Origin of the sequence: Agarivorans sp. DSG3-1 (genome assembly GCF_046774965.1) — a bacterium.
Classification (GTDB): domain Bacteria; phylum Pseudomonadota; class Gammaproteobacteria; order Enterobacterales; family Celerinatantimonadaceae; genus Agarivorans.
The window spans coordinates 746,081-768,464 of the sequence record NZ_CP177241.1 but is presented as its reverse complement, the minus strand read 5'-3'; the positions used below and the strand labels follow the sequence as shown (position 1 = coordinate 768,464).

Genomic DNA, 22,384 nt, shown 5'->3' with positions numbered 1-22,384 from the left:
TGGATGCGGCTACTGTGTTGCTTACTGCTATTAGTGAATTGGAATGTGCTGGCCACAGATCTTGCACCTGCCAAGTTTTCGACCAGCTTGGTAAAGCCTTGGGGCTACAAAAGCACTGACTTACACGAACAGGGCTTGTTAGTTCAGTTTACACGTGCGCTTGCCAGCGAAGCTGAGCTTCCCTTTAATAATGTTATGCGGCCCTATCCAAGAGTGATTAAAGAAATTAAATCTGGCACTGCCGATTTCGCGGTAATGTTTGCTAGCCCTAAGGCTGAACAAATTGCCGTGGATTTAGGTCAAGTGGTTACAGTGAAGGTGGTTGCTATTGCCAATGCCGGAGAACAGCCAATAAATAACATTAAACAGCTAAATGGCAAAAGGGTGGGGGTGATTCGCGGCGCCGCTTATGGCCCTGATATTGACGACAATCCCAATATTGAACGAGTTAGCTTTAATGATACTGCGCAAGGTGTTCAGATGTTATTGCTGGAGCGTATAGATGTAATGGTAGCCACCAATTACTCGATCAATCATTCTTTGCAAGAGCTATACATAGAGCCAGAACGTATTACTCCGGTGTATCATCTTGCTACTCGTTACGGCAATTTGTACTGGTCTCGGGCGTCTAATCAAATGGAGCAAGCTAAGCGTTTGCAAACAGCGCTTAGTCGCCTGCGAGAGCAAGGCGTACTCGATGATATATTTGCCATAGATGCAGTGCTGGCTAAACAGAACTAATAGTCAGCTTGCTAGCTTGAGCCTATAAAACAGCTTCTATACAATGAGGCCAAATAAAGGAGATAACCATGATTAACCCGGCCAAAATTGAAGAGATTGCTAAGCAAGTTAGCGATATGGTGCCGCCAGGATTGAAAAATGCCGGCGATGAGTTTGAGCGTAAAGTAAAACAAGTGATTCAAGCAAAGTTGAGTCAACTTGATGTGGTTAATCGCGAAGAGTTTGATGTGCAAACTCAAGTTTTACTGCGTACTCGAGAAAAGCTGACAGCCCTAGAAGCCAAAGTTGCCGAACTCGAAAAAAGGTTAAACCAAGAAAGTTAATTAATAACTGATTAACTTGTTGATAAGGCAGAGCTTATGCTCTGCTTTTTTGTGGCTATTGTTTGTGATTTTGAGTCATGAAATGCTTTTCTTATTGTGAAAAATGACCACATACCTCATTTTTTAGTGTGATTTTTGGTAAACATACTGTGAAATTATAGGCCTATTTTTAACAGGGTTTTTACTGTTTAAGTACTGTTAAAGTTTCTTTTTTAATCACTTACTTAGCCATCTTTAATTTAAAAAACAATGGTTTAATTTGTGTTACTTATTTTTTTGTTAGTTTTTTTATATTTTACGTTTTTTTAGTGAGCTTTGTCTTTATTGCACTTTCAAGTTTGTTAACGCTAACACTGTGATCTTTGTCGTTTCTTTGCCCGGTTACCAAGCCTTAGGATGATTTCAAAGGCGCATGGACATTGAAGACCTGTTGCCTTCAACACTATTCACAGGGAGAAGAGCATGAGTAAGAACGCAGTTTTTAAAATCACGATGTTAGCCGGTGCAATTGCTTTAGCAGGTTGTACTGATTCAATTGAAGAACCAGCAGACCCAGTAGATCCGCCAATAGATCCACCAGTAGGTGAAGTATTTGTGGTTATTGATGATGGTGTTACTGCCTCAGGCATGGGTGTACTAGTCGGTCATGCGCCTGCTTACAGCAAAAATGCCTTAGCAAAAGATGAAAGCTATGCCGATGATGGTTTCTCTGTAGACCCAAGTGCTAATGATGCTGAATATGTGTGGGAAGTAACCACTAATAGTGCGCATGGCGAATCATACTTCATTGTTAGTGGTGATGCGGCAATGGACATGACTGACTACGCCAACGGTGTTTTGCTGTTTGATATGTCGGTAACTAATGCCACAGCAACTGGTAGCACTAGTCATCAAATTGTTATGCAAACTAACGGTAGTGACGCTGATTACCTAGATCGCAATACGTTCTACTTTGGTCAAGACCAACTCGCTGAGCAAGAATCAGCGGGTTGGAAAACGTATGCCGTTAAGGTGAGCTGTTTTGCTCCAGATGATGCTGGTGCATTCGATATCACTAAGGTTAATGAAGTATTCCGCCTAGATATTCGCAATGAGTCAGTAACTTATGAACTAGGTACTGTGAAGTACGATGCTGACGCAACTATGATCCCAGACGGTGCGGTTGAGTGGACGTGTGCTGAGTAATTTACCAAGTACCTTCCAGCGCACGGTATTGATGCCGTGCGCTATTTAATGAATTAATGGATTTATAGCTTTCAGGGAATATGAAAATGAAAGGTTTTTATGTTTTTTTAATTGCTGTTTCTTCCAGTTTTTTAGTGGCTTGTGCAAGTACTGGAACCTCTGAAAGTGCCAGCGAAGATGACCAATTTGCCATTCCTTTGATGGTGACGTATACCCTTAACGACGGTAAGGGCTGGAACAAAGTAAGTGCGGGCTTGCAAGGATGGGGAGATGGCGTAGCGTCATTTAGCCTAGCCAATGAACAAGCCAATATTAGGATTAAAAAGAAAGCGAGTAATCCTTGGCATATTCAAATTAAACGCCCTGTGGCGTTAGTGGAAGATATGCATTACGAGCTATCTGTTGAGGCTTCTGCAAGTGAGCCAAGCAACATGGTGATTGCTGTTCAACAAAACTACGGTGAGTATATTACTTACTTTTATCGTGCGGAATTAGTTGGTGTCGAAAGCAAACTATATACCTACGAATTCACCATGCCTAGTGACGAAAGGAAAGGAACGTTTTCGATTATGTTCGGTGATGGCGCACCCGGTGTGAGCTATAGCCTAAGCAATATCAAACTAAATTCTACCTACTAGTCTTTTTTAATATTAGTTAGTTTTAGATGTAAGGAATAAACCATGACATTGCTTAAGTCCTTAGCCTTAGCGGCTAGCCTGTTAAGTGTAGCAACAACCTCGGTAGCGGCTAGCCTCGATATCAGCTTAGACAGTGGTAAAAGATGGCAGCAAGTTAACGCTGGCGACGACGGTTGGGGCGATGGTTCTGGTAGCTTTAGCTTTAGTGGTGAAACCGCTGAAGTAACCGTAAAAGATGCCGCCAGTAACCCATGGCATATTCAATTAAAACGACCAAAAGTGAAGTTGAATAAAGGTGAAACTTACAAGATCACTGCACAAGTGAGTGCTAGTGCGAAAAGCCCATTGACCATTATTGTGCAAAAAGACTCTGGTGATTACGCCACGTATTACGCTGAAGATTTATCAGTGAGCCCTTCAGCACAAACATTTAATTTGAGCTTTAAAGCCCCTTCTAGTGATAGTAAAGCCGCCTTTGCCTTTTTTGTAGGCGGTGCAGCTCCCGGGGTGACGTTTACCTTTAAAGACATTCGTTTTGTGAGCGAAAAATAAGCATATTTAACAGTACAGTAGGCACCTTGCTATTAATCCCAAAAGCAAATTCCGACAACCTATTGGTAATAAAGCCTATTAGCTAGCTTTGTTACTTAGCCTACCTTTCTGTTTACTCCTCTCAGCCTTGCTGCGAGGAGTTTTTTTATTATTAGGGCTTCTTATAAATTCAAGACGTTTATTTTTAAGCAATTGTTTTTTGGCTTTTTTTGACTGACTTATTGTTATTTTATGATTCTCCGTGAAAGCCTTTTCGATTTAGTGTTTGTCTATTTTCTATTTTATTTTCCTCGTTAACATAGCTCCCGCTGGCTTGATAGTGAACTTACTAATTGGCCTTTAACAATTTCAAAGGGAAATGAATATGAGTAAAAAAACAGTTTTTAAAGTAGCAATGTTAGCAGGCGCTGTTGCACTGGCTGGTTGTACTGATGCGATAGAAGAAGCGCCAGTGGCTCCACCTGTTGACGAGACGCCAGTAGATCCACCTGTTAGTGATGCTTTGGTCATTCTTAATGATGGGTCTGCTGCGACTAACTTCTCTGTAATGGTTGGCTCAAATTCAGATTCCTATAACCGCCAAGTGTTGGCGCGCGGTGAAGGCTACCCTAAAACGGATTCATTACAGGTGACTGCTAAAGAGAGTGATGGAGTAGCAACCTGGCAAGTAGATACCTTCTCTGCTGGTGAAGATGGCCCTGCTGAAGTTTATTTCATTGTGGGTAGCACAGAAAACCAATTAGATCTTACTGAATACCAAAATGGATTGCTGCTGATTGACCTTTCGGTATTGGTGGCGACAACCAGCGAAACCTCCCATCAAATTTTTATGCAAACCAATACTGACGCTGGTGAAGATTACAAAAACCGCCAAGCCTTTTACTTTGGCCAAGCGCAACTGGCAGATCTTGAAGCTGACGGTTGGTCAACTGTAGCGGTTCATATGAGCTGTTTCTCGATACAAGATGCTACTGGCGCATTTGATATTGCCAAAGTGAATGACTTAATGAGTTTTGACATTCGTGGTAATGAAAGTGTGAGCTACGAAATCGGAAAAGTGGCTTTTGAGAAAACGACAACGCTGCCAGCTGGCGCGATAGAGTGGTCTTGCGAGTAATTAATTGTTTGCTAACTACGCGAGTGTGAGCACTGGCGTAGTGTAACTATGAGGGATATGAAAATGAAAGGTTTCTGTGTTTTTGTTGCGAGTGCTTTTTTTCTAGCGGCTTGTGCAAGTACCACTTCTGAGCCAGAGGTGCAGACTTCCCCTTTAGTCATGGTGACATACACCCTTAATGACGGCAAAGACTGGGAGAAAATCAGTGCTGGGCTACAAGGTTGGGGCGATGGCGTTGCCGATTTTAGTCTTGCTAATGAACAGGCTAATGTTCGAATAAAGAAACAAGCCAGTAACCTTTGGCATATTCAGCTTAAACGTCCCTTGTATTTGTTTGAAGATATAAAGTATGAAATCTCTGTTGAAGCTTCGGCCAGTGAATCTAGCAAGCTTAGCTTTACGGTGCAGCAAGATGGCGGAGAATACGCTACTTACTTTCAACGCACTGAATTAGTGGGTGTTGAGAAAAAGCAATTTACTTATGAATTTGTCATGCCAAAGGATGAGAAAAAAGCCGCCTTTGCAATTATGTTTGGCGAAGGTCGTCCGGGTGTGAGTTATAGCCTGAACAATATTAAGTTTAACTCAACTTACTAGTGTGTCGGATACCCAACTTAAGGAACAAACTGTGAATTTTATGAAGCCTTTAATGATAGCGTTGAGCTTAGTATTGGCAGCGGTGCCTGGTTACGCCGCAAGCTTAGATATTGCCTTAGATGGAGGCAAGCGTTGGGAACCGATTAACGCAGGCACTGACGGTTGGGGAGATGGCTCTGGTCAATTTAGTTTTAGCGGTGACAAAGTAACCATAACGGTGAAAGAAAAAGCCAGTAATCCATGGCACATTCAATTGAAACGCGCTCGAGTGGCCTTAAGCAAAGGCAAGCGCTATCAAATCACCGCTGAGCTTAGCGCCAGCCAAGAAAGCCCCCTCACTATTATGTTGCAGAAAGATTCTGGGGACTACATGACCTACTTTGCAGAGGACTTGGTGGTGAACCGAGAACCACAACAAGTGGACTTAACATTTGTAGCCACTAATTCTGACAAGAAAGCAGCGTTTGCTTTTTTCGTTGGAGGGGCCGAGTCTGAAGTGACTTATACCCTTAACAACATACGCTTGGTGAGCGAACATTAATAACTTTTAACAATGCTGTAGGCTCTTTGTCATTAATCCAAAGGCAATCGACGATAATCGAACGATAACTGAGCCCTTAGCACTCAAGTTATCTCGTCTACTTTTTTTGTTTACTCCTCCCTGCCTTGCTGTGAGGAGCTTTTTTATCTGCAGCTATGAATAAGATAATGCGTTTAATTCGCGTGTTAATTACTCACTCGAATGGTGCGACTAAAGCTATCGTGATCATTAGACTGGTCGCTAACGCTCAGCGTGACTTGGTAAGTACCGGCGGCAAATTGATGGAGCGGATTAGCGAGCTCTGAACTGCTGCCATCCCCAAAGTCCCATTGCCAATCTAGTACTTGATTTGTGCTGCGGCTATTGTCAGAAAATTGGATTCCAGTATCGCTACTCTCAACAGTGAAGTGGCTTAATACACCTTGATCAAATAGTTTAATTTTTACGCTTTTAAAGGCTTCTATTACGTCTGCTTCTGGTAAGTTGGCAGCAAGGCTTTGTTGACGAATGCAGTCTGCTGCATCTGTTAAGGTTAAGTCTGGTAACCAGCAGGACTTTGCAGCGTTTAGATAAACTGCGTAAGCAGTGTCTATACCCCACTTATTGGCGAGCAAATAGAAAGGGTAACTTAGCATACCAATGCGTTGATAATAGTTATTACCTGCAGCGTCGTAATCTAAAAAGCTGGCAATAGCGCCAGCTTCGGTTTGAATTTGATCCAGTTGGCGAGTGTAGCCATTAGATTCTTCACCATGTATCCAATAATTGCCGTCATTGTTAAATTCGTATTTCACCATTACACCGGAAATATCGGCAAAGGCTTCATGTGCGGTTTGTGCATCGAGGCTAATGTCTTCTTTAAAGCCATCTATTTTACCTATTCGGTTCAAAACGCCATGGCCAACTTCGTGCGCAATATGATCGAGCGTGGCGAGATTTTGAAAGAACGGAATACCATCACTAAAGTTAGCGTACGCACCGTCCCAAAAAGCGCGAATAGACGAGGCTTTGTCGTAGTGAACCCGCAGCCGAATTTTCTGTTCTAGTGGCGGTTCTTTGAGGTGTTTTAAGAAAGCATCGTACACCGCGGTACTGTAATACATGGCATCGTTAATCGCTGAATACGTCCAAAGGCCGTTGCTATCGTTGGTTTGCTTGTAGGTGTTTATTGGTTGAGCGGCACATAAGTACTCGTAGGCTGGATACGCTTGCTCGTCTGCCTCTAAAGCTCCCGCATTTGCATCATGGGCACGCGGGTCTATTTGATTCTGCATATCCGTTACACTGACCAAGCCGTTATCAAAAATGCATGTTCCACCTTGGTGGTTAATTCTTTGAATGGTGATATGTGGTCGGCTAGTGCCGTAATACCATGGCGTAAGGTAGCTCCCGCCGGGACCAGATAGCTGCGTGTTCCCAGTAAAATCATGAAACCTTACTAAACGCGCGGTGGCTGCTGGACCCGCCTGATTCACTGGCAGCAAGTTTAGTGCTGTAGCATTGGCTGGAATCACGCTTTGCTCGGGAATGCTGATCAAAAACGGGTTATTAGACGGCGTTTTTAACCATGCCTCTCCTAGGTTATTGCCCTTAGTATCGGCCCAGTAGACCCAAACTGATTGTGTCTTTGCCTCTGGCGAAATCGTTTCATTGCTTAAAGTGAGGCTTATCTGTCCTGCTAAGCGATTAGCTTGGCCGTCGGTATCCCGCAAATATGCACTTTTAATGGTATTACGTGGCTGCGTGAATACTGTTTCGGTGGAGGAGGATTCTCCGCCACCGCCACATGCCGACAATAATAGTGAAGTAACTAGTGCAGAAAATAGCGGCATCGCAGGCTTAGATGAAAAGTAAAATAGATCGTGCACCATTTCGCGTCCTTGCTGGTGGAATTTGAGTGAGAGTGTTTACTCTAAGCTGAATATAGCGAAGGCGCTGACAATATTGTATGTAAACTTTGTCACCTTAATGTAAGCGCGCTGATCCTTTTATCATGGGCAGCGAAATACTTTATAGCGTGCACAAAACGGAGCTTTGAGGCTGGTAAGTTAGAAAAGGAAGCGGTGGCGTCTTGTTTGTTAACTGCTATTGCTTTACGTTTTTTTAGTCTGCTATTTCCTTATGTCATAAAGCATTGGCTTTTTATGACCAAATTCAAATCTTACTGTTTATTTCTTTGAATCGCCTATCTTGCTTGGGTAGATTAACACTGGTGAAAGCGCTTACACTTATTCGCAAGTTGTAGCGCTAACCGTTATTACCATCGCGTTTGTTATTCCTTAGGAGTTGTTATGGAACAAAATCAGCAGTTTTTTCATGCTCACCACTCACCCATGGGGGCGTTAGCCAGCTTTACTGTCGGCGAGTCTGGCGAGCATGGAGGAATGGGTCTGGAGTTAGGTGCTCCTTTTGCAGGTAACATATTTGTTGGTTATCAAGATGGCGAAGGTGTGGTTAATTCGTTTCCATTTTACAAGGGTGCAAACGACCAAAGCGAACGCTATGTACAAAAAGACGACACCTCTAGCCTTAGCGAGCGAGTGTTTGAAAATGTTGAGCGTGATTACCAATGGGCCAGCGATACATTCTCAGCGCCTGGCATTAGTTTTAACGTTCTCAGCCCATTTTTTGAGATCCCCGATCCGGCATTAGCGCAACATCAAAAGCTCAAGCAAGCCAGCTGTCCTGCGGTATATGTTGAATTAAGTTTTGATAATACTAGCAACCAAGATTGGACCGGTTTTTTTGCCTTACAGGGCGATGATTTACGCTGGAATAAGCTGCTAGACGGCGACAGTAACGGGATGCTTGGGGTCACTTGCAGAGACAATATTGGCTTGGCTACCACGTGCAAATCTGCCACAGCATTTAGCCATTTTTCAGTACAAAGTGCGCTGAGTAAAATTGGCAATAACGACTGTTTCATGCTCGGTCCAACAGCCGGTTTTATGGTGGACGTGAAAGCTGGTGAAAAGGTAACGCTACGTTTAGCCTTAGGCTTCTACTTAGGTGGGAATGCAACGTTTAACCGTGCGATGCAATATTACTATACGCAGCATTTTACTGGGCTAAACGATGTGCTTAGCTATGCCTTAGACCATTTTGATGAATATGCCGCGATTGCAAAACAAGCTGATAAAGAATTGCAAGCCAGTGCTTTGAATGCCCATCAGCAATATCTTCTAGCACATGCTACACGCAGTTATTATGGTTCGACCCAATGGTTGTTTGACGGCACAGAGTCGGTCTGGGTGGTTAACGAAGGCGAGTATTTGATGATGAATACGCTCGACCTTACCGTAGATATGTTGTTCTTTGAATTAACGAAAAACCCATGGACAGTTAAAAACACACTGAAGCAGTTCTTAAGTCATTACAGCTTTTACGATGAGGTTTTTGACCCTGAAAACCCCGGAGTAAATTACCCTGGTGGTTTGTCATTTACTCATGACATGGGGGTGTCAAACAATTGGAGCCCTAAGGGAGAAAGCTCCTACGAAGTGGCGGGTTTAGATCGAGTATGTTTTAGTCACATGACTTACGAACAGCTCACTAACTGGGTATTGTGTTGTGGTGTTTATATTAGCAAAACCGCAGACAAGGCCTTTGCTATTGAGCAGCGTGGCACTTTGATTGATTGCTTGCAGTCACTGTTAAACCGCGATAACCCAAACCCAGAGTTACGCGACGGCATTATGGGTTTTGAATCAGCGCGAACTCAGCAGGGTGGGGAAATTACCACCTATGATTCTCTCGACCATAGCTTAGGCCAAGCTCGCGGAAATATTTATTTGGCGGGTAAAAGTTGGGCTGCTTATTTGGCGATTGCCAAAGTACTACAAGATTTAGGGGAAACCGAACAGGTTAAGCTCGCGTTAGACGCCGCTAAGCGTTGCGCCGATAAGTTAAGTGCTAGCTTTGATAAAGAATTAGGGTATATACCGGCGGTGCTAGATGGCCACTCAACCAGCGCGATTATTCCGGCCATTGAGGCCTTGGTGTATCCTTATGAGATGGGCTTGAGTGAGGCCGTGTCTGAGCAAGGCCCTTACGGTGAGTACATTAAAGTACTAAAGGCGCATCTAGAGTATGTATTAAACCAAGGGTTCTGCTTGTATCCTGACGGGGCTTGGAAACTATCGTCCACGGCTGACAATTCATGGGTAAGTAAAATTTACTTAAACCAATATGTGGCGCGTAAAATTTTAAAAATAGAGCAGGCCAACAGCGTTGAAGCCGATGCGGCGCATGTACGTTGGCAAACGATTGGCGCAAGCAAACACGCTTGCTGTGATCAGTTCAGCTCAGGTAAGCCTATTGGCAGTTTGTACTACCCGCGCTGTGTGACCAATATCTTATGGTTAGACGAATAATCGACACATCACCACTAATTCTTGGCTTAGCGCTAGCCGCTGAGTCAAGAAAAGGGTACTAATATTGTTATACCAGTGCTAGCGGCTGTTAGTGATTAAAAGGAGCCTCAATGATGCGCAACGGCAACGCAGTATTACTGCTACTGGATGTTAAACATCCTTACGATCGAGAAATACTAAAAGGAATTACCCACAATATCAGCCCCTTATCGCGCTGGATGCAGCCGGAGGTAATGACTATTGCTGAAGCGAATCTGGTTAACTTAGAGCGCTTTTGTGGAGTGATCGCTGATTTTGATAAACCCGGTGTGGCGGCGTTCTGTGAAAACCTTTCACTGCCCTTAGTGGCTATTTCTGGTTCACGCTTAAATCTTCCTTCGCAAACCCATTTAGCGCGAGTAAGCCCTGATAGCCAAGGGATTGTAGAGCTAATAGTGCAGTCTTTTTTAGCCAAAGGCATTCGTCGCGTGGCATTTTTTAGCGGGGTGCCTACTTTTACCGCTCCGTGGGTGAAAGAACGCAAAATCGCCTTAGCGAAAATAGCCCTTCAATACCGCCTCGAGCTGGTGGAGTTAAGCGTTCCTGACTTAACTCGGCCTGAATCACGAGTAGGGGTGGTTGCTGCCTCAGACACTCAAGCGCGGCAATTTGCTAGCTTGTGTCATGATCAAGGGATTAGCGTGCCTAATGATTACACGCTGATAGGCATTGATGCAGACCCTACAGAAAGCGCTTTATCGCCTATATCTCTATGCTCTGCGGTGTTACCTATCCAACAAATTGGTGAACAAGCTGTGGCGGTGCTAAAAGAGCAAATTGACGGCCTTGCTGCACGAGAGGTATTGGTGCCCGCTACCGAGATCGTCAGTGGTGATTCTGCCGACGAAGCGGAGCCTGCTGACCCTCTTATCACCAAAGCTTTATTCTTTCTAAACAGTAATTTTCACCGAAGAATTAAAGTTGAGCAGGTTGTTGACTACTGTGCGGTATCTCGCAAAACCCTTGAAACACGTTTCAAGCAGGTTCTTGGCAAAACAGTACACCAACAATTGCACCAAGTTCGTATGGAATTCGCTAAGCAACAGCTCACCTCTACCAGCTCTCCGGTTGATGCCATCGCCGATGCGGCTGGGTTCTCTAATCAACACTATTTATATTATTTGTTTCGGCAGGAGATGGAGATGACGCCGAATCAATATAGACAAAAGTTTGCCTAAATCGGCCATGACGCAGTTTTTCACACTGTGAAACCCCTATCATTTACAAATAATTGAGTTTTTGATGGCGGCCTTTTGCTGTCTAAACAGTGGTTTTAGCCGGGAAATATTACGTTTTATAGTTTAATAATTGCTAATTGTCATGATAGTGGCTTTTTTTATGACAGGCCTCAAATCTTAACCTTTATTCGTTTGAAGACCTTTTCAGGCTTAGCTAAAGTTTAACCCAAGAAAGCGCTTACACAGAGTTTCAAATAAACTGAATTTGTCGACTCTCTTTAAGGCCTCTCCACATTTAATCTTATGGAAATGAAACATCATGGCAGCAGTTACATTTAACAATTTGAAAAAACGCTTTGGTAAAACAGAAGTCGTTAAAAGCTTCGACTTGCACATTAATGATGGCGAGTTTGTTGTGCTACTTGGTCCTTCTGGTTGTGGCAAATCAACAACGCTAAGAATGCTGGCTGGCTTGGAAGATATTTCGGATGGCGAAATTTTCATCGCTGATGAGCTAGTGAATGACTTACACCCGATGGAACGTAACATCGCCATGGTGTTCCAAAGCTACGCTTTATACCCGCACATGAGTGTGGAGCAAAACATTGCCTTCGGTCTTAAAATGACTGGCGTAGCAAAAGACGAGATCGTTAAGCGCGTGAAATACGCAGCCGATATGTTAGAGCTAACCCCATTACTTGATCGCAAACCTAAAGAGTTATCAGGTGGTCAGCGTCAACGTGTGGCAATGGGCCGCGCAATGGTACGTACTCCTGAAGTATTCTTATTCGATGAGCCGCTATCTAACCTTGACGCCAAACTACGTGGCTCAATGCGCGCTGAAATCAAAACTCTGCACGACAAATTAGGCACCACCACCTTATACGTAACCCACGACCAAGTTGAGGCAATGACTTTAGCTGACCGTATCGTGATTCTTAAAGATGGTTACATTGAGCAAGTAGGCACGCCAAAAGAAATCTTTGAAGAGCCAGCCAACAAATTTGTTGCATCGTTCATTGGCGCGCCTGAAATGAACATGATTCCTGCAACCATTAAGAAAACTGGCACTATTTCTAGCTTGGTGTTTTCTGACCAGCACATCGACTTACCAGCGGTGTATGCAGAAGATGACTTGCTATGCACTTTGGGTATTCGCCCAAGTGACCTGTATCTACATCAACGTTCTATTGAATCAGAAACCATTGGTAGCGTGAAAGCAGATGTTATCGGCGTCGAGCTTCTTGGTTCTACCTACCACGTACAGTGTGAACTGGATGGTGCTCGTTTTATTGCAGAAGTTGCAATTGCTGATGATGTGAATGCGGATATAGACGATAAAGTGGAGTTGTTCTTCGATATTTCGCGGATCCACTTGTTTAATAATGAAACCGGAAAGGCAATTTTGCCACAAATGAACTAGTTACTCCCAGCGCTTGTAAAAGCGTCGGCGCACTAGCCAATTGCGACACTGAATAATAATAAAATTCATGTACTTAGGAGAATAGGATGTTTAACAAAAAGAAACTTGGAACAGTAGCGTTAGCCCTCGGCACTACGCTGGCGTTAACCGCAACGTCAGCTTGGGCGAAAACTACCCTAACAGTAGCTTCATTCCCTAGCTTTGACCTTGCTGTACAGTCGGCTATTCCACTTTATAAAAAGATTAATCCAGATGTAGAAATTAAGCTCGTATCGTTAGCTTATGGTGATCACCATAATGCGATGACTACTGCGCTAGCAACTGGCGGTAACCTACCTGACGTAATGGGTATTGAGTATGGTTACATTGGCCGCTTTGCATCATCTGGTGGCTTAGAAGATTTACGCGCTGCTCCATACAGTGCAGAGCAATATGAAAAACTATTTTCTAAATTTACTGTGCCACTAGCCACTGGTGGTAGCGGTACATTAGCAGCAATTCCAGCAGATATTGGCCCTGGTGCGTTGTTCTTCCGCGAAGATATCTTTACCAAAGCTGGCGTAACTGAAGAAGACCTTATTAAAGACTGGGATTCTTTTATTGCTGCGGGTAAAAAAATCAAAGAAACAACCGGTTCTTACCTTGTTGCCAGTGCTGTAGATATTAAAGACGTTGTGATTCGTAGTGGTCTTAAAGATGGCGAAGGTATCTACTTTGATGCAGAAGGCAACATCACGGTAAACAATGACCGTTTCAAAGAAGCGTTCCGTTTAGCAAAAGCTGTTCGTGAAGCGGGTATTGATGCACAAGTTGGTGCATGGAGCTCAGAGTGGACTGAAGGTTTACGTCGCGGCACTATCGCTTCACAAATGATGGGTGCTTGGTTAGGCGGTCACTTAGCTAACTGGATTGCTCCAGAGAGTAAAGGCCTATGGCGTTCAGCTGCTCTACCAGGCGGTACTTATGCAAGCTGGGGTGGTTCTTTCTACGCTATTCCTAAGAAAGCCAAAAACAAAGCTGAAGCATGGGAATTCATTAAGTTCATGACCATGGATAAAGAGATGCAAATTGCAGCTTTCCGTGATTTAGACGCTTTCCCAGCATTAGTTGAAGCGCAAAATGATGACTTCATAAACCAACCAATTCCTTACCTAGGTGGCCAAGTGGCTCGCGTAGAGTGGAAGAATTCTGCTGACCGCATTCCAGCAATGGATGTTCACAAGCATGATCCAGTTGCTGAACAAATCATTAATGATGCACTTGAAGGTGTATTAGAGCGTGATGAAAACATTGATGCAGCGTTAGCTGAAGCTGAAAAGCAAATCAAACGTCGCGCTAGACGTTAATTTTAATATCGAGGGAGCTCGCTCCCTCACTTTTTTTTTGTCGGGAGTTAAAGATGTCTTCTGTAGAGTCTGCCGTAAGACCACCAGTAGCTAAAATTAAAAAGCGGACCCTAAAGCAGCGACTACATGCAAGTGGCTACAAATGGGCTCCTTACTTATTTATTAGCCCTTTCTTTGCAATATTTACAGTCTTTGGGTTGTTTCCGTTACTTTTCTCTTTATTTTTGTCGTTTCACTATTGGGAGCCAGCCGCGGGATTAAGTGCCATGGAGTGGGTAGGTATTGAAAACTACACATTCGCCTTAACCGATGATTGGTTTCAGACGTCCGTATACAATACATTGTGGCTTGCGTTAGCTGCGGGTATCCCCCAGCATGTAATAGCAATTCCTTTAGCTTATTTCTTACATACTAGTTTTAAACGCAGCCGTAACACGGTGATTGGCATGTACTTTATGCCATTTATTACCTCTACTGTTGCTATCTCTTTGGTATTTACAACCCTGTTCTCACGAGACTTTGGCATGATTAACATGCTATTTACCTCGGCGGGTAACTGGACCATTGGTGATATTCAACCTCTAGCTTGGTTATTCCCTACAGAAAATATTGATTGGAATCGACCTGAGTACACCAAAACCATGATTGCTTTTGTTGTGTTCTGGCGCTTCGTTGGCTGGAATACCGTTCTGTATCTTTCTGCGATGCAAACCATTCCTAAAGATTTGTATGAAGCGGCCACGGTGGATGGCGCTAAACGTTGGCAGCAATTTTGGTACATCACGGTACCTATGCTTAAGCCAATGATGTTCTTCGCGGTAACCTTAACCATTATTGGTAACCTGCAATTGTTTGAAGAACCGTTCATTATTACTGGTGGTACTGGTGGTCTTGAGCAAGCGGGTAAAACAGCCGCAATGCATATGTACATTACCGCGTTTGTTGAGGGTGACTTTGGTACTGCATCAGCTATCTCTTGGATTCTGTTTGCGCTGATTGCCTTCCTTACCTGGGGTAACAACAAATTACTCGGTGAGAAGAAGTAGGAGTAAATTATGAATAAACTAACTAAGAGTCATTTAATCGCTTATTTCATTGTAGGTATGGGTTCCATCATTATGTTGGCACCGTTCTACTTCATGTTTATATTTGCTTCGCATACCAACTCATCGATTTTGTCGGTGCCGCCACCAATGTGGTTCGGTGGAGAATTTATTAATAACGTTGGCATTCTGTTAGATGCACTGCCGTACTTTTGGCACAACATTGGTTTAAGTTTTTATGTAGCGTTGATTACTACAATACTTAACTTGTTCTTCTGTTCATTAGCGGGTTATGCATTTGCCTTGTTTGAGTTTAAAGGCCGCAACGTAATGTTCATATTAATTATGGGCACCATGTTGTTACCACCTTTCTTGGGCATGATTCCAACTGCATTAATTATGTCTAAGCTAGAATGGATGAACCAACCACGAGCGCTATATATTCCTATGGCCTGTGGGGCAATGGGTATCTTTATGATGCGCCAGTTCATCTCTAGTGCGATTCCAAAAGAGCTGATTGAAGCAGCACGTATGGATGGCTGTAATGAGTTTGCTATCTACTGGCGTGTAGTTGTGCCATTAATTACACCTGCTTTTGGTACGCTTGGTTTGATTACCTTTATTGGCCAGTGGAACAACTTCATGGGCCCATTGGTAGTAATGAACGACATGAAGATGTTTACCGTGCCGCTAGCTCTTCGAGCATTGCAAGGTACCGGCCAGGTTCCTTGGGGCGCAATTTGTGCTGGTGCTGCGATTGCGGTAGTACCTCTGATGATCTTGTTCGTAATGACTTCTCGTAAGTTGATTGACGGCCTAACGGCAGGTGCTGTTAAAGGTTAAACAAGAACTTATTAGATTAAAAAAGCCAGCTTATTAGCTGGCTTTTTTGCGTTTGTCATTTAGCTCACTTTTTTACAATGCTAACGATGTAGAGCAAAATTACCGCGCCCACAACGGCAGTGATAAGCGACCCCAACATACTGGTGCTGCCAAAACCAAGCAAACCAAAAACAAAGCCGCCCACTACCGAGCCAACAATGCCCACCACAATGTTGCCTAACACGCCAAAGCCGCCGCCTTTCATAATATTGCCAGCAAGCCAACCTGCCACCGCACCAATAAGTAACCAAATAATAATGCCCATAATTTTTCCTTTTTAGTATGAAACCCTAATTGTGTGAATGCTTTTAAGCTCTGAGTCGTTATTGGCTAAGTGTAGTAAACGAAATGAACTTCATAGCTTAATGATTAGCCATTTTTTCGCTTTCTATTCATTCTGTTGCGTATTAATCTGCCTATTGAAATAACGATGAGTGAGAGTAATGGATGACTAGGCAGCCCTATTTAATTGAATCAGAATTAAGCGCCGGAAATGTGCTGTTGCAGCCCTTGCAGTTAAGCCATAGAGCAGCGCTATTAGCCGCCGAAGCCGATGGGCGCTTAAGTCAGTTGTGGTACACCAGCGTTCCCAATGCAGACTCTATTGATGCTTACTTTGACAGTGCTTTACAAGATAAGCAGCAAGGTGTGGCGCTGCCGTTTGTTGTAATAGATAAACCCAGCGGCAACGTTATTGGTGCAACTCGCTATTGCCATGCCGATGTTGTTAACCGCCGTTTAGAGATTGGTTATACCTGGTATGCAAAAAGCTATCAGCGCTCTTCAGTAAATACCCAATGCAAATTGCTATTGCTGAGTTACGCTTTTGAGCAACTCAGTTCTATTGCTGTGGAATTTAGAACCCATTGGCACAATCATGCTTCACGCGCAGCCATCGCCCGTTTAGGCGCTAAACAGGATGGGGTTTTACGCAATCATAGTCTTGATGCTCAAGGTAACTATCGCGATACAGTGGTGTTTTCGATTACTAATCAAGAATGGCCCACGGTGAAACATGCTTTGTTGCATAAGCTGGCCAGCTACGCAGGTAATTAACAGGGAGAGGTAGTGATGAAAGAATTTTCACAGGCTAAGTGGCTCAACCCACCTAAGCAATATGTATTAGACGACCATCAGTTACGCCTGACCACCGATCCGCATACCGATTTTTGGCAGCGCTCGTACTATGGTTTTCGCAACGACAATGCACCGGCTTTACTCTTAAGCTATCAAGACAACTTTAGCGTTAGTGTGAAGGTGAGTTTTGACTATCAGAAGCAGTTTGACCAAGCGGGAGTGATTATTTATCTCGACAGCGAAAACTGGTTTAAGGCATCCATTGAATTTGAAACAGCAGCATTGTCACGCTTGGGTTCAGTCGTGACTAACTTGGGTTATTCGGATTGGGCAACAACTGATATTAGTACACCACAACATATTTGGTATCGCTTAAGCCGACGAGGGCCCGATTTCTTGATTGAGTATTCGCAAGACGGTGAAGCGTATCAGCAAATGCGGGTTTTTCATCTTCACCAACTTGGTGAAACAGCAAGTGTGCAAACCGATCCTCCAGCTGCTGCCAAACAGGCCGTTAAGCTAGGGCTATATGCTTGCAGCCCCAGCGATTCATCGTTTACTGCTTGTTTTGAACAACTCACCATCGCGCCTTGCATGTGGCGTTCACACCCTCATTAATACTAGGTTTTGACTGGGCCAGAGCTTTGTCGTTTAACCAGCTTGGTGGTGAGTAAAACGCGGGATTCAGACTGTTGTTCACTGTTCATTTTTTGCATTAGTAAGGTGACCGCGGTTTCCCCTAGCTCATGACAATTTTGGTCGATAGTGGTGAGTGGTGGGTTGTAAAACTCGCTGTCGTCGTGGTTATCAAACCCCACTACTGAAACATCTTGTGGCACGTTAATGTTGCGCTCATTGAGTGCTCGTAGCACGCCTAAACACATCTCATCATTGGCCACCAAAATGGCAGTAAAGTCCGTTTCAGCATCTAACAGCTCTAAGGTAGCTTGGTAGCCACTGCGGGCGTTCCAGTTGCCGTCCATTCGATTCACCGGCGTAATGTTAACTTTGGATAAGCTTTCTAACCAACCTGACTCGCGCCAATGCGCTACACAGGTGTTAGCGGCACCATTAATCAGTGCAATATTACGATGCCCTAGGTCGATAAGGTGCTGAGCGGCTAAGCTGGCGCCGCCCACTTGGTCATGAGATACCTGCAAAGCATCGTTGTTTTTATCAAAGTCGATGAATACACAAGGGGGCAAATTTTCACGCTCTTGGATTAGCTTAATGGTGGCGTGAGTGATTGAGGTATTAATAATTAAGCCGTCAACTTGCTGACCAAGTAACTCATCAATAGCTTTGTTACAAGATTCTTGATCCAACTCGTTCATCATTGAAATGGATAAACTGAAACCTTGCTTTAACGCTTCGCGGCGGATCCCATCAGCGATTTTAGCAATGGCGTGTAGAGAAATGTTTATTGATACAAATCCCAAGGTGAGTGACTGCCTTCTCGCCAATTGTTGAGCCATGCGGTTAGGTAAGTAACCTGCGTCAGCAATTGCTTGCTGGACCTTAATTCGCGTTTTTTCAGCAACCTTCGGCGATTTTCTAACCACTCTTGCTACCGTTTGGTGAGAGACTCCGGCGGTTTTGGCTACGTCTTTTAAGGTCACTGATGATTGTTTCATAGGTTTCATAGGGTTAATTAGCTTGTTGATCATAGTAGCAAAATGGCTGCGTTACCCCTAAGGGAAGCCCATTACATTAGTATAAAAATGTGAATTTATTCAGTTACTTTTTTTTGTTGGGATTTATGTTTTATTGTTGCTATTAAGTGATAAATAATTAGGTAGGTAGAAAAAAACTACAATTAGCGCTTTTCATGTGCTCTAGAATGCCTATTATGGGGGTTTTAGAGCACTCTCGGGAACGCAACATGACGCAATGGACACCCTCAAGCTGGAGAGACAAACCAGTAAAACAATTACCTACTTACCCTGATCAAGAAAAGCTTCAACAAACCGAGAAGTATTTGGCTGATCAGCCACCGCTAGTTTTTGCTGGTGAAGCGCGCGCTTTACGTGAAGACTTAGCCAAAGTAGCCAAGGGTGAAGCCTTTTTACTGCAAGGTGGTGATTGCGCCGAGAGTTTTGACGAATTCCGTACTAGCCATATTCGCGATACGTTTAAAGCATTAATGCAAATGGCGGTAGTACTAACCTTTGGTGGTCAGAAGCCGGTGGTTAAAATTGGCCGTATTGCTGGTCAATTTGCTAAACCTCGTAGCGAAGACATGGAAACGATTAACGGCGAAAGCTGGCCGTCGTACCGCGGTGACATTATCAATGCCATCGACTTTAACGAGAAAAGCCGCGTGCCAGATCCGCAGCGTATGGTAGATGCTTACAACCAATCTACTTCAACGCTAAACTTGCTACGTGCATTTGCCCAAGGTGGCTTGGCTGATTTAAACCAAGTGCACAAATGGAACTTAGACTTCATTAAGAAAAGCCCATTAGGCGAGCGTTATGAAGCGCTAGCGGGTAGCATTGAAGAGTCACTGGCCTTTATGAGCGCTTGTGGCATTAACCCAGCTACCGCACCACAACTTCGCGAAACTAACTTATACACTTCACACGAAGCCTTGTTACTGCCGTATGAGCAAGCTCTTACTCGCTGTGACAGCCTAACGGGCAAGTGGTATGACTGTTCTGCTCACATGTTGTGGATTGGTGACCGTACTCGCCAAATCGACCACGCTCACATCGAGTTTTTACGTGGCGTAGAAAATGCTATTGGCTTGAAAGCCGGCCCAACTACCGATCCAGAAGAGTTGTTGCGCATTATCGACATCATTAACCCTCACAACGAAGCGGGTCGTTTGAACCTTATCGTTCGTATGGGCGCTGATAAAGTGGCTGATCACCTACCTAACCTAATTAAAGCGGTAGAGCGTGAAGGTAAAAACGTAGTGTGGAGTTCAGACCCTATGCACGGCAATACCATTAAAGCGCCTAACGGTTACAAAACACGTCGCGTAGATGATGTATTGCGTGAAGTGCAGCAGTTCTTCCAGATCCATAAATCTGAAGGGACCTATGCGGGTGGTGTTCACTTTGAAATGACTGGCCGTAACGTGACAGAATGTGTTGGTGGTGCTTTCCAAATCACCGAGCATGATCTGGCTCAGCGTTACCATACTTACTGTGATCCACGCCTAAACGCTGACCAAGCTTTAGAATTAGCGTTCCTGATTGCAGACCATATCAAGGCTGCACGTTAAGACTTAGCTCCTGTGATTAAGCCGCCTGCAGGCGGTTTTTTTGTGGCCTTTTTTCGACAGTTTTCATCGATAAAGTCGAAAAAACTGATGTAACTAGACGGCTTGCTTGCTGGCCTGCATAGCACTCCATAAATTGTCGCTTTTTGATTATTTAAGAGCGGCTCTATGTCTTTAATCTCTCCTATCTTTAATGCAAGTTTACTGCTTGGTGCTCTATCTGTAAGTGCGCTAAGTATTGCCGATTCTAAGCCTCATTCTCCGGCGGAAGACACCGAGCAGGAGCTGCAAGACATGTCGGATCCGCTAGCGGTGTATACCCAAGCGGGTGTAGGTGTTACTAACAAAGGCTTAAACCTAAAAGTGGGGCAAACCTACGATACGGGTAATGCGAATACCATGGCGATGAACATCATCGAAGTAAAAGGCTTTGCGGGTGAAGCTTTAGGTTGGGATGGCAGCAGCCAGCGCGATGACTCTGTTGATTCCATTCGATTCCGTAACTTCGGTGTAGATCTAAGTAATGGTCGAGGTTCGCAGTTAGACGTAAGTTACGATATCGGCAGTGAGATGGGTAGCGCGTCATATTCATTCATTCAGGCCTTGCCTAAATTTGGCCCTGTGCAGTTTTATCCTTTAGCAGGTGCTGGTGTCGCCTTTGCTAATAACTATGCTGAAGGCACTGCAGACCACGCCGCGGGATACTCGGTACCGGGTACCTTTGCTTTAGTGGGTACCTACTCAAAAATTACCATTACCGATAAAATATGGCTTAACTACAACCCAATGTGGATGAGCAGCCTTTCCGGTTCAGACTTTTACAAAGACAATGCCTTTGGTATGGGCAATAGTGATGTATTCGCTCATGAATTCGCTGCGTCTTACCAAATTAACGCGCGTGCCAATATCCGTTACTTTGCGAACTGGACCGAGTATTCAAACTTTCAAGATGGTGATCATCGAGTAGAGTTTAACTACCAGTTTTAGGCTTGGCCATTAAGTATTAGTTAGCCAAACCAACAATGAATTAGCCGCGGTTACGCGGCTTTTTTATGGCTGAGCAAATATCGGGTCGCTTGTTGTTTAGCTTTGATGCACACTGCTCAAATAAGTAGGATTAAGGACGTACAAAATGGATTTAGCCAGTGTAATTAGATTGTTACTGCTATCGGCAATATGGGGCAGCTCATTTTTGTTTATGCGTATCGCCGCGCCTGTATTAGGCCCCGGAATCCTGATTGAGCTTCGGGTAGGCTTTGCTGCTTTGTTTTTAATGCTGGTGGGCTTCGCCATTAAAAAGCAGCTCAAGTGGCGCGAACACTGGCGTCATTACATGATATTGGGCTTGTTTAATTCTGCCTTACCGTTCTTGCTATTGGCCTATGCTGCGCAAACCTTATCGGCGTCTTTACTCTCTATTCTCAATGCCACCGCGCCTATTTGGGGGGCGATTATTTCCGCGCTTTGGTTGCGCCAAGCCATGCCGTTTAAAAAGGTATTAGGTTTGGTGGTGGGTATCGCCGGGGTAGCGATATTGGTTGGAGTAGATAGCGCTGCATTAAGCCTTGATGCCAAGGTGGCCATTAGTGCCTCTATTGGTGCTGCGGTGTGTTACGGCATTGCCAGCACTTATGCGCATTCTGCTAAATCCGTTGAGCCTTTTGCTAATGCTCACGGGGGCATGTGGGCATCCACCCTGTTAGTTGCGCCTGCCATGTTATTTTTCCCCATTGTAGAAACGCCCTCGGCTAACTTAATGCTGTCGGTGGTGTTTTTGGGCGTGGTATGCAGTGGTGTAGCGTATTTGCTGTATTACCGATTGATTAGTGATGTGGGGGCTTCCTCTGCGCTCACAGTTACCTTTTTGATTCCGGTGTTTGGTATTCTTTGGGGCAGCGTATTCTTAAATGAAGCAGTGTCTTGGAATACCTTGTTAGGCACCTCGGTGATATTGGTGGGTACCGCATTAGTTACTGGCTTCTCTCCTCGAGCCGTGTTTGCCGCAAGACAACAAACCAGTCGTTAGGCTTTGCATCAATAAACAAGCACTTAACTAGCCAAACAGCCAAGCGCTAGCCATACTTAAGTTTTTCTTGGAGGGCT

General features: G+C 44.3%; 22 protein-coding genes. 19 read left to right on the top strand and 3 right to left on the bottom strand.

The annotated features are described in order from the left end of the window. The first annotated feature begins 3 nt into the window (after positions 1 to 3). The 8 genes from ACLD71_RS03630 (at position 4) to ACLD71_RS03595 (ending at position 5,694) form a co-directional block, all read left to right on the top strand. Positions 4 to 741, top strand: a complete 738-nt coding sequence (locus tag ACLD71_RS03630) for a substrate-binding periplasmic protein (protein ID WP_411993027.1) — start codon at positions 4 to 6, stop codon at positions 739 to 741. Positions 742 to 809: 68 nt separating this feature from the next. Further along, entirely contained in the window at positions 810 to 1,064 is a 255-nt protein-coding gene (gene ubiK, locus ACLD71_RS03625) for a ubiquinone biosynthesis accessory factor UbiK (protein ID WP_137673337.1), read from the top strand. A gap of 462 nt (positions 1,065 to 1,526) precedes the next feature. Continuing rightward, positions 1,527 to 2,249 (top strand): hypothetical protein, encoded by a 723-nt coding sequence (locus ACLD71_RS03620; RefSeq protein ID WP_137673338.1) that lies wholly within the window; start codon positions 1,527 to 1,529, stop codon positions 2,247 to 2,249. A gap of 86 nt (positions 2,250 to 2,335) precedes the next feature. Continuing rightward, positions 2,336 to 2,887, top strand: a complete 552-nt coding sequence (locus ACLD71_RS03615; RefSeq protein ID WP_303511567.1) for a carbohydrate binding domain-containing protein — start codon at positions 2,336 to 2,338, stop codon at positions 2,885 to 2,887. A gap of 42 nt (positions 2,888 to 2,929) precedes the next feature. Then, positions 2,930 to 3,439, top strand: a complete 510-nt coding sequence (locus ACLD71_RS03610; protein ID WP_137673340.1) for a carbohydrate binding domain-containing protein — start codon at positions 2,930 to 2,932, stop codon at positions 3,437 to 3,439. A 364-nt stretch (positions 3,440 to 3,803) separates the two neighbouring features. Continuing rightward, positions 3,804 to 4,556 (top strand): hypothetical protein, encoded by a 753-nt coding sequence (locus ACLD71_RS03605; RefSeq protein ID WP_137673341.1) that lies wholly within the window; start codon positions 3,804 to 3,806, stop codon positions 4,554 to 4,556. Positions 4,557 to 4,619: 63 nt separating this feature from the next. Then, entirely contained in the window at positions 4,620 to 5,153 is a 534-nt protein-coding gene (locus ACLD71_RS03600; protein WP_137673342.1) for a carbohydrate binding domain-containing protein, read from the top strand. A 40-nt stretch (positions 5,154 to 5,193) separates the two neighbouring features. Continuing rightward, positions 5,194 to 5,694 carry a carbohydrate binding domain-containing protein gene (locus tag ACLD71_RS03595; protein WP_235836207.1) on the top strand — a complete coding sequence of 167 codons (501 nt, stop codon included), beginning with the start codon at positions 5,194 to 5,196 and terminating at the stop codon, positions 5,692 to 5,694. A gap of 185 nt (positions 5,695 to 5,879) precedes the next feature. Here the strand turns inward: ACLD71_RS03595 and ACLD71_RS03590 are convergent, their stop codons facing one another. After that, entirely contained in the window at positions 5,880 to 7,565 is a 1,686-nt protein-coding gene (locus ACLD71_RS03590; protein WP_411993024.1) for a PKD domain-containing protein, read from the bottom strand. Positions 7,566 to 7,985: 420 nt separating this feature from the next. Between ACLD71_RS03590 and ACLD71_RS03585 the strand changes: the two genes are divergently transcribed. The 6 genes from ACLD71_RS03585 (at position 7,986) to ACLD71_RS03560 (ending at position 15,939) form a co-directional block, all read left to right on the top strand. Continuing rightward, positions 7,986 to 10,067, top strand: coding sequence for a glycoside hydrolase family 52 protein (locus tag ACLD71_RS03585; RefSeq protein WP_411993022.1), 2,082 nt, complete (start codon positions 7,986 to 7,988; stop codon positions 10,065 to 10,067). A 110-nt stretch (positions 10,068 to 10,177) separates the two neighbouring features. Then, positions 10,178 to 11,284, top strand: coding sequence for a helix-turn-helix domain-containing protein (locus ACLD71_RS03580; protein WP_411993020.1), 1,107 nt, complete (start codon positions 10,178 to 10,180; stop codon positions 11,282 to 11,284). Positions 11,285 to 11,603: 319 nt separating this feature from the next. After that, positions 11,604 to 12,707, top strand: coding sequence for an ABC transporter ATP-binding protein (locus ACLD71_RS03575; RefSeq protein ID WP_137673346.1), 1,104 nt, complete (start codon positions 11,604 to 11,606; stop codon positions 12,705 to 12,707). 86 nt (positions 12,708 to 12,793) lie between these two features. Next, positions 12,794 to 14,053, top strand: a complete 1,260-nt coding sequence (locus tag ACLD71_RS03570) for an extracellular solute-binding protein (protein WP_137673347.1) — start codon at positions 12,794 to 12,796, stop codon at positions 14,051 to 14,053. Between the two features lie 53 nt (positions 14,054 to 14,106). Continuing rightward, entirely contained in the window at positions 14,107 to 15,099 is a 993-nt protein-coding gene (locus ACLD71_RS03565) for a carbohydrate ABC transporter permease (RefSeq protein WP_137673348.1), read from the top strand. 9 nt (positions 15,100 to 15,108) lie between these two features. Next, positions 15,109 to 15,939 carry a carbohydrate ABC transporter permease gene (locus tag ACLD71_RS03560; RefSeq protein ID WP_137673349.1) on the top strand — a complete coding sequence of 277 codons (831 nt, stop codon included), beginning with the start codon at positions 15,109 to 15,111 and terminating at the stop codon, positions 15,937 to 15,939. 64 nt (positions 15,940 to 16,003) lie between these two features. Here ACLD71_RS03560 and ACLD71_RS03555 read toward each other — a convergent pair whose 3' ends face one another. Next, entirely contained in the window at positions 16,004 to 16,243 is a 240-nt protein-coding gene (locus ACLD71_RS03555; RefSeq protein WP_137673350.1) for a GlsB/YeaQ/YmgE family stress response membrane protein, read from the bottom strand. A 182-nt stretch (positions 16,244 to 16,425) separates the two neighbouring features. Between ACLD71_RS03555 and ACLD71_RS03550 the strand changes: the two genes are divergently transcribed. Next, positions 16,426 to 17,034: a GNAT family N-acetyltransferase gene (locus ACLD71_RS03550; RefSeq protein ID WP_137673351.1), complete on the top strand. Its 609-nt coding sequence runs from the start codon at positions 16,426 to 16,428 to the stop codon at positions 17,032 to 17,034. A gap of 15 nt (positions 17,035 to 17,049) precedes the next feature. Then, positions 17,050 to 17,673 carry a DUF1349 domain-containing protein gene (locus tag ACLD71_RS03545; protein WP_411993017.1) on the top strand — a complete coding sequence of 208 codons (624 nt, stop codon included), beginning with the start codon at positions 17,050 to 17,052 and terminating at the stop codon, positions 17,671 to 17,673. A gap of 2 nt (positions 17,674 to 17,675) precedes the next feature. Here ACLD71_RS03545 and ACLD71_RS03540 read toward each other — a convergent pair whose 3' ends face one another. Beyond that, a complete protein-coding gene (locus ACLD71_RS03540; RefSeq protein ID WP_411993015.1) occupies positions 17,676 to 18,689 on the bottom strand; it encodes a LacI family DNA-binding transcriptional regulator in 1,014 nt (337 codons plus the stop codon). Positions 18,690 to 18,937: 248 nt separating this feature from the next. Between ACLD71_RS03540 and ACLD71_RS03535 the strand changes: the two genes are divergently transcribed. From ACLD71_RS03535 to ACLD71_RS03525, 3 genes are all read left to right on the top strand, one after another. Further along, positions 18,938 to 20,284, top strand: coding sequence for a class II 3-deoxy-7-phosphoheptulonate synthase (locus ACLD71_RS03535; RefSeq protein ID WP_411993013.1), 1,347 nt, complete (start codon positions 18,938 to 18,940; stop codon positions 20,282 to 20,284). 165 nt (positions 20,285 to 20,449) lie between these two features. Beyond that, positions 20,450 to 21,268: a hypothetical protein gene (locus ACLD71_RS03530; protein ID WP_411993011.1), complete on the top strand. Its 819-nt coding sequence runs from the start codon at positions 20,450 to 20,452 to the stop codon at positions 21,266 to 21,268. Positions 21,269 to 21,413: 145 nt separating this feature from the next. Next, complete coding sequence (locus ACLD71_RS03525) at positions 21,414 to 22,307, top strand: DMT family transporter (RefSeq protein ID WP_303511592.1); 894 nt, start codon at positions 21,414 to 21,416, stop codon at positions 22,305 to 22,307. Positions 22,308 to 22,384: the final 77 nt, after the last annotated feature.

Excerpts from the sequence above, each read along its gene's own strand:
- ACLD71_RS03630 (WP_411993027.1), top strand. The coding sequence starts at position 4 with ATGCGGCTACTGTGTTGCTTACTGCTATTAGTGAATTGGAATGTGCTG.
- ubiK (WP_137673337.1), top strand. The coding sequence starts at position 810 with ATGATTAACCCGGCCAAAATTGAAGAGATTGCTAAGCAAGTTAGCGAT.
- ACLD71_RS03620 (WP_137673338.1), top strand. The coding sequence starts at position 1,527 with ATGAGTAAGAACGCAGTTTTTAAAATCACGATGTTAGCCGGTGCAATT.
- ACLD71_RS03615 (WP_303511567.1), top strand. The coding sequence starts at position 2,336 with ATGAAAGGTTTTTATGTTTTTTTAATTGCTGTTTCTTCCAGTTTTTTA.
- ACLD71_RS03610 (WP_137673340.1), top strand. The coding sequence starts at position 2,930 with ATGACATTGCTTAAGTCCTTAGCCTTAGCGGCTAGCCTGTTAAGTGTA.
- ACLD71_RS03605 (WP_137673341.1), top strand. The coding sequence starts at position 3,804 with ATGAGTAAAAAAACAGTTTTTAAAGTAGCAATGTTAGCAGGCGCTGTT.
- ACLD71_RS03600 (WP_137673342.1), top strand. The coding sequence starts at position 4,620 with ATGAAAGGTTTCTGTGTTTTTGTTGCGAGTGCTTTTTTTCTAGCGGCT.
- ACLD71_RS03595 (WP_235836207.1), top strand. The coding sequence starts at position 5,194 with ATGAAGCCTTTAATGATAGCGTTGAGCTTAGTATTGGCAGCGGTGCCT.
- ACLD71_RS03590 (WP_411993024.1), bottom strand. The coding sequence starts at position 7,565 with ATGGTGCACGATCTATTTTACTTTTCATCTAAGCCTGCGATGCCGCTA.
- ACLD71_RS03585 (WP_411993022.1), top strand. The coding sequence starts at position 7,986 with ATGGAACAAAATCAGCAGTTTTTTCATGCTCACCACTCACCCATGGGG.
- ACLD71_RS03580 (WP_411993020.1), top strand. The coding sequence starts at position 10,178 with ATGATGCGCAACGGCAACGCAGTATTACTGCTACTGGATGTTAAACAT.
- ACLD71_RS03575 (WP_137673346.1), top strand. The coding sequence starts at position 11,604 with ATGGCAGCAGTTACATTTAACAATTTGAAAAAACGCTTTGGTAAAACA.
- ACLD71_RS03570 (WP_137673347.1), top strand. The coding sequence starts at position 12,794 with ATGTTTAACAAAAAGAAACTTGGAACAGTAGCGTTAGCCCTCGGCACT.
- ACLD71_RS03565 (WP_137673348.1), top strand. The coding sequence starts at position 14,107 with ATGTCTTCTGTAGAGTCTGCCGTAAGACCACCAGTAGCTAAAATTAAA.
- ACLD71_RS03560 (WP_137673349.1), top strand. The coding sequence starts at position 15,109 with ATGAATAAACTAACTAAGAGTCATTTAATCGCTTATTTCATTGTAGGT.
- ACLD71_RS03555 (WP_137673350.1), bottom strand. The coding sequence starts at position 16,243 with ATGGGCATTATTATTTGGTTACTTATTGGTGCGGTGGCAGGTTGGCTT.
- ACLD71_RS03550 (WP_137673351.1), top strand. The coding sequence starts at position 16,426 with ATGACTAGGCAGCCCTATTTAATTGAATCAGAATTAAGCGCCGGAAAT.
- ACLD71_RS03545 (WP_411993017.1), top strand. The coding sequence starts at position 17,050 with ATGAAAGAATTTTCACAGGCTAAGTGGCTCAACCCACCTAAGCAATAT.
- ACLD71_RS03540 (WP_411993015.1), bottom strand. The coding sequence starts at position 18,689 with ATGAAACAATCATCAGTGACCTTAAAAGACGTAGCCAAAACCGCCGGA.
- ACLD71_RS03535 (WP_411993013.1), top strand. The coding sequence starts at position 18,938 with ATGACGCAATGGACACCCTCAAGCTGGAGAGACAAACCAGTAAAACAA.
- ACLD71_RS03530 (WP_411993011.1), top strand. The coding sequence starts at position 20,450 with ATGTCTTTAATCTCTCCTATCTTTAATGCAAGTTTACTGCTTGGTGCT.
- ACLD71_RS03525 (WP_303511592.1), top strand. The coding sequence starts at position 21,414 with ATGGATTTAGCCAGTGTAATTAGATTGTTACTGCTATCGGCAATATGG.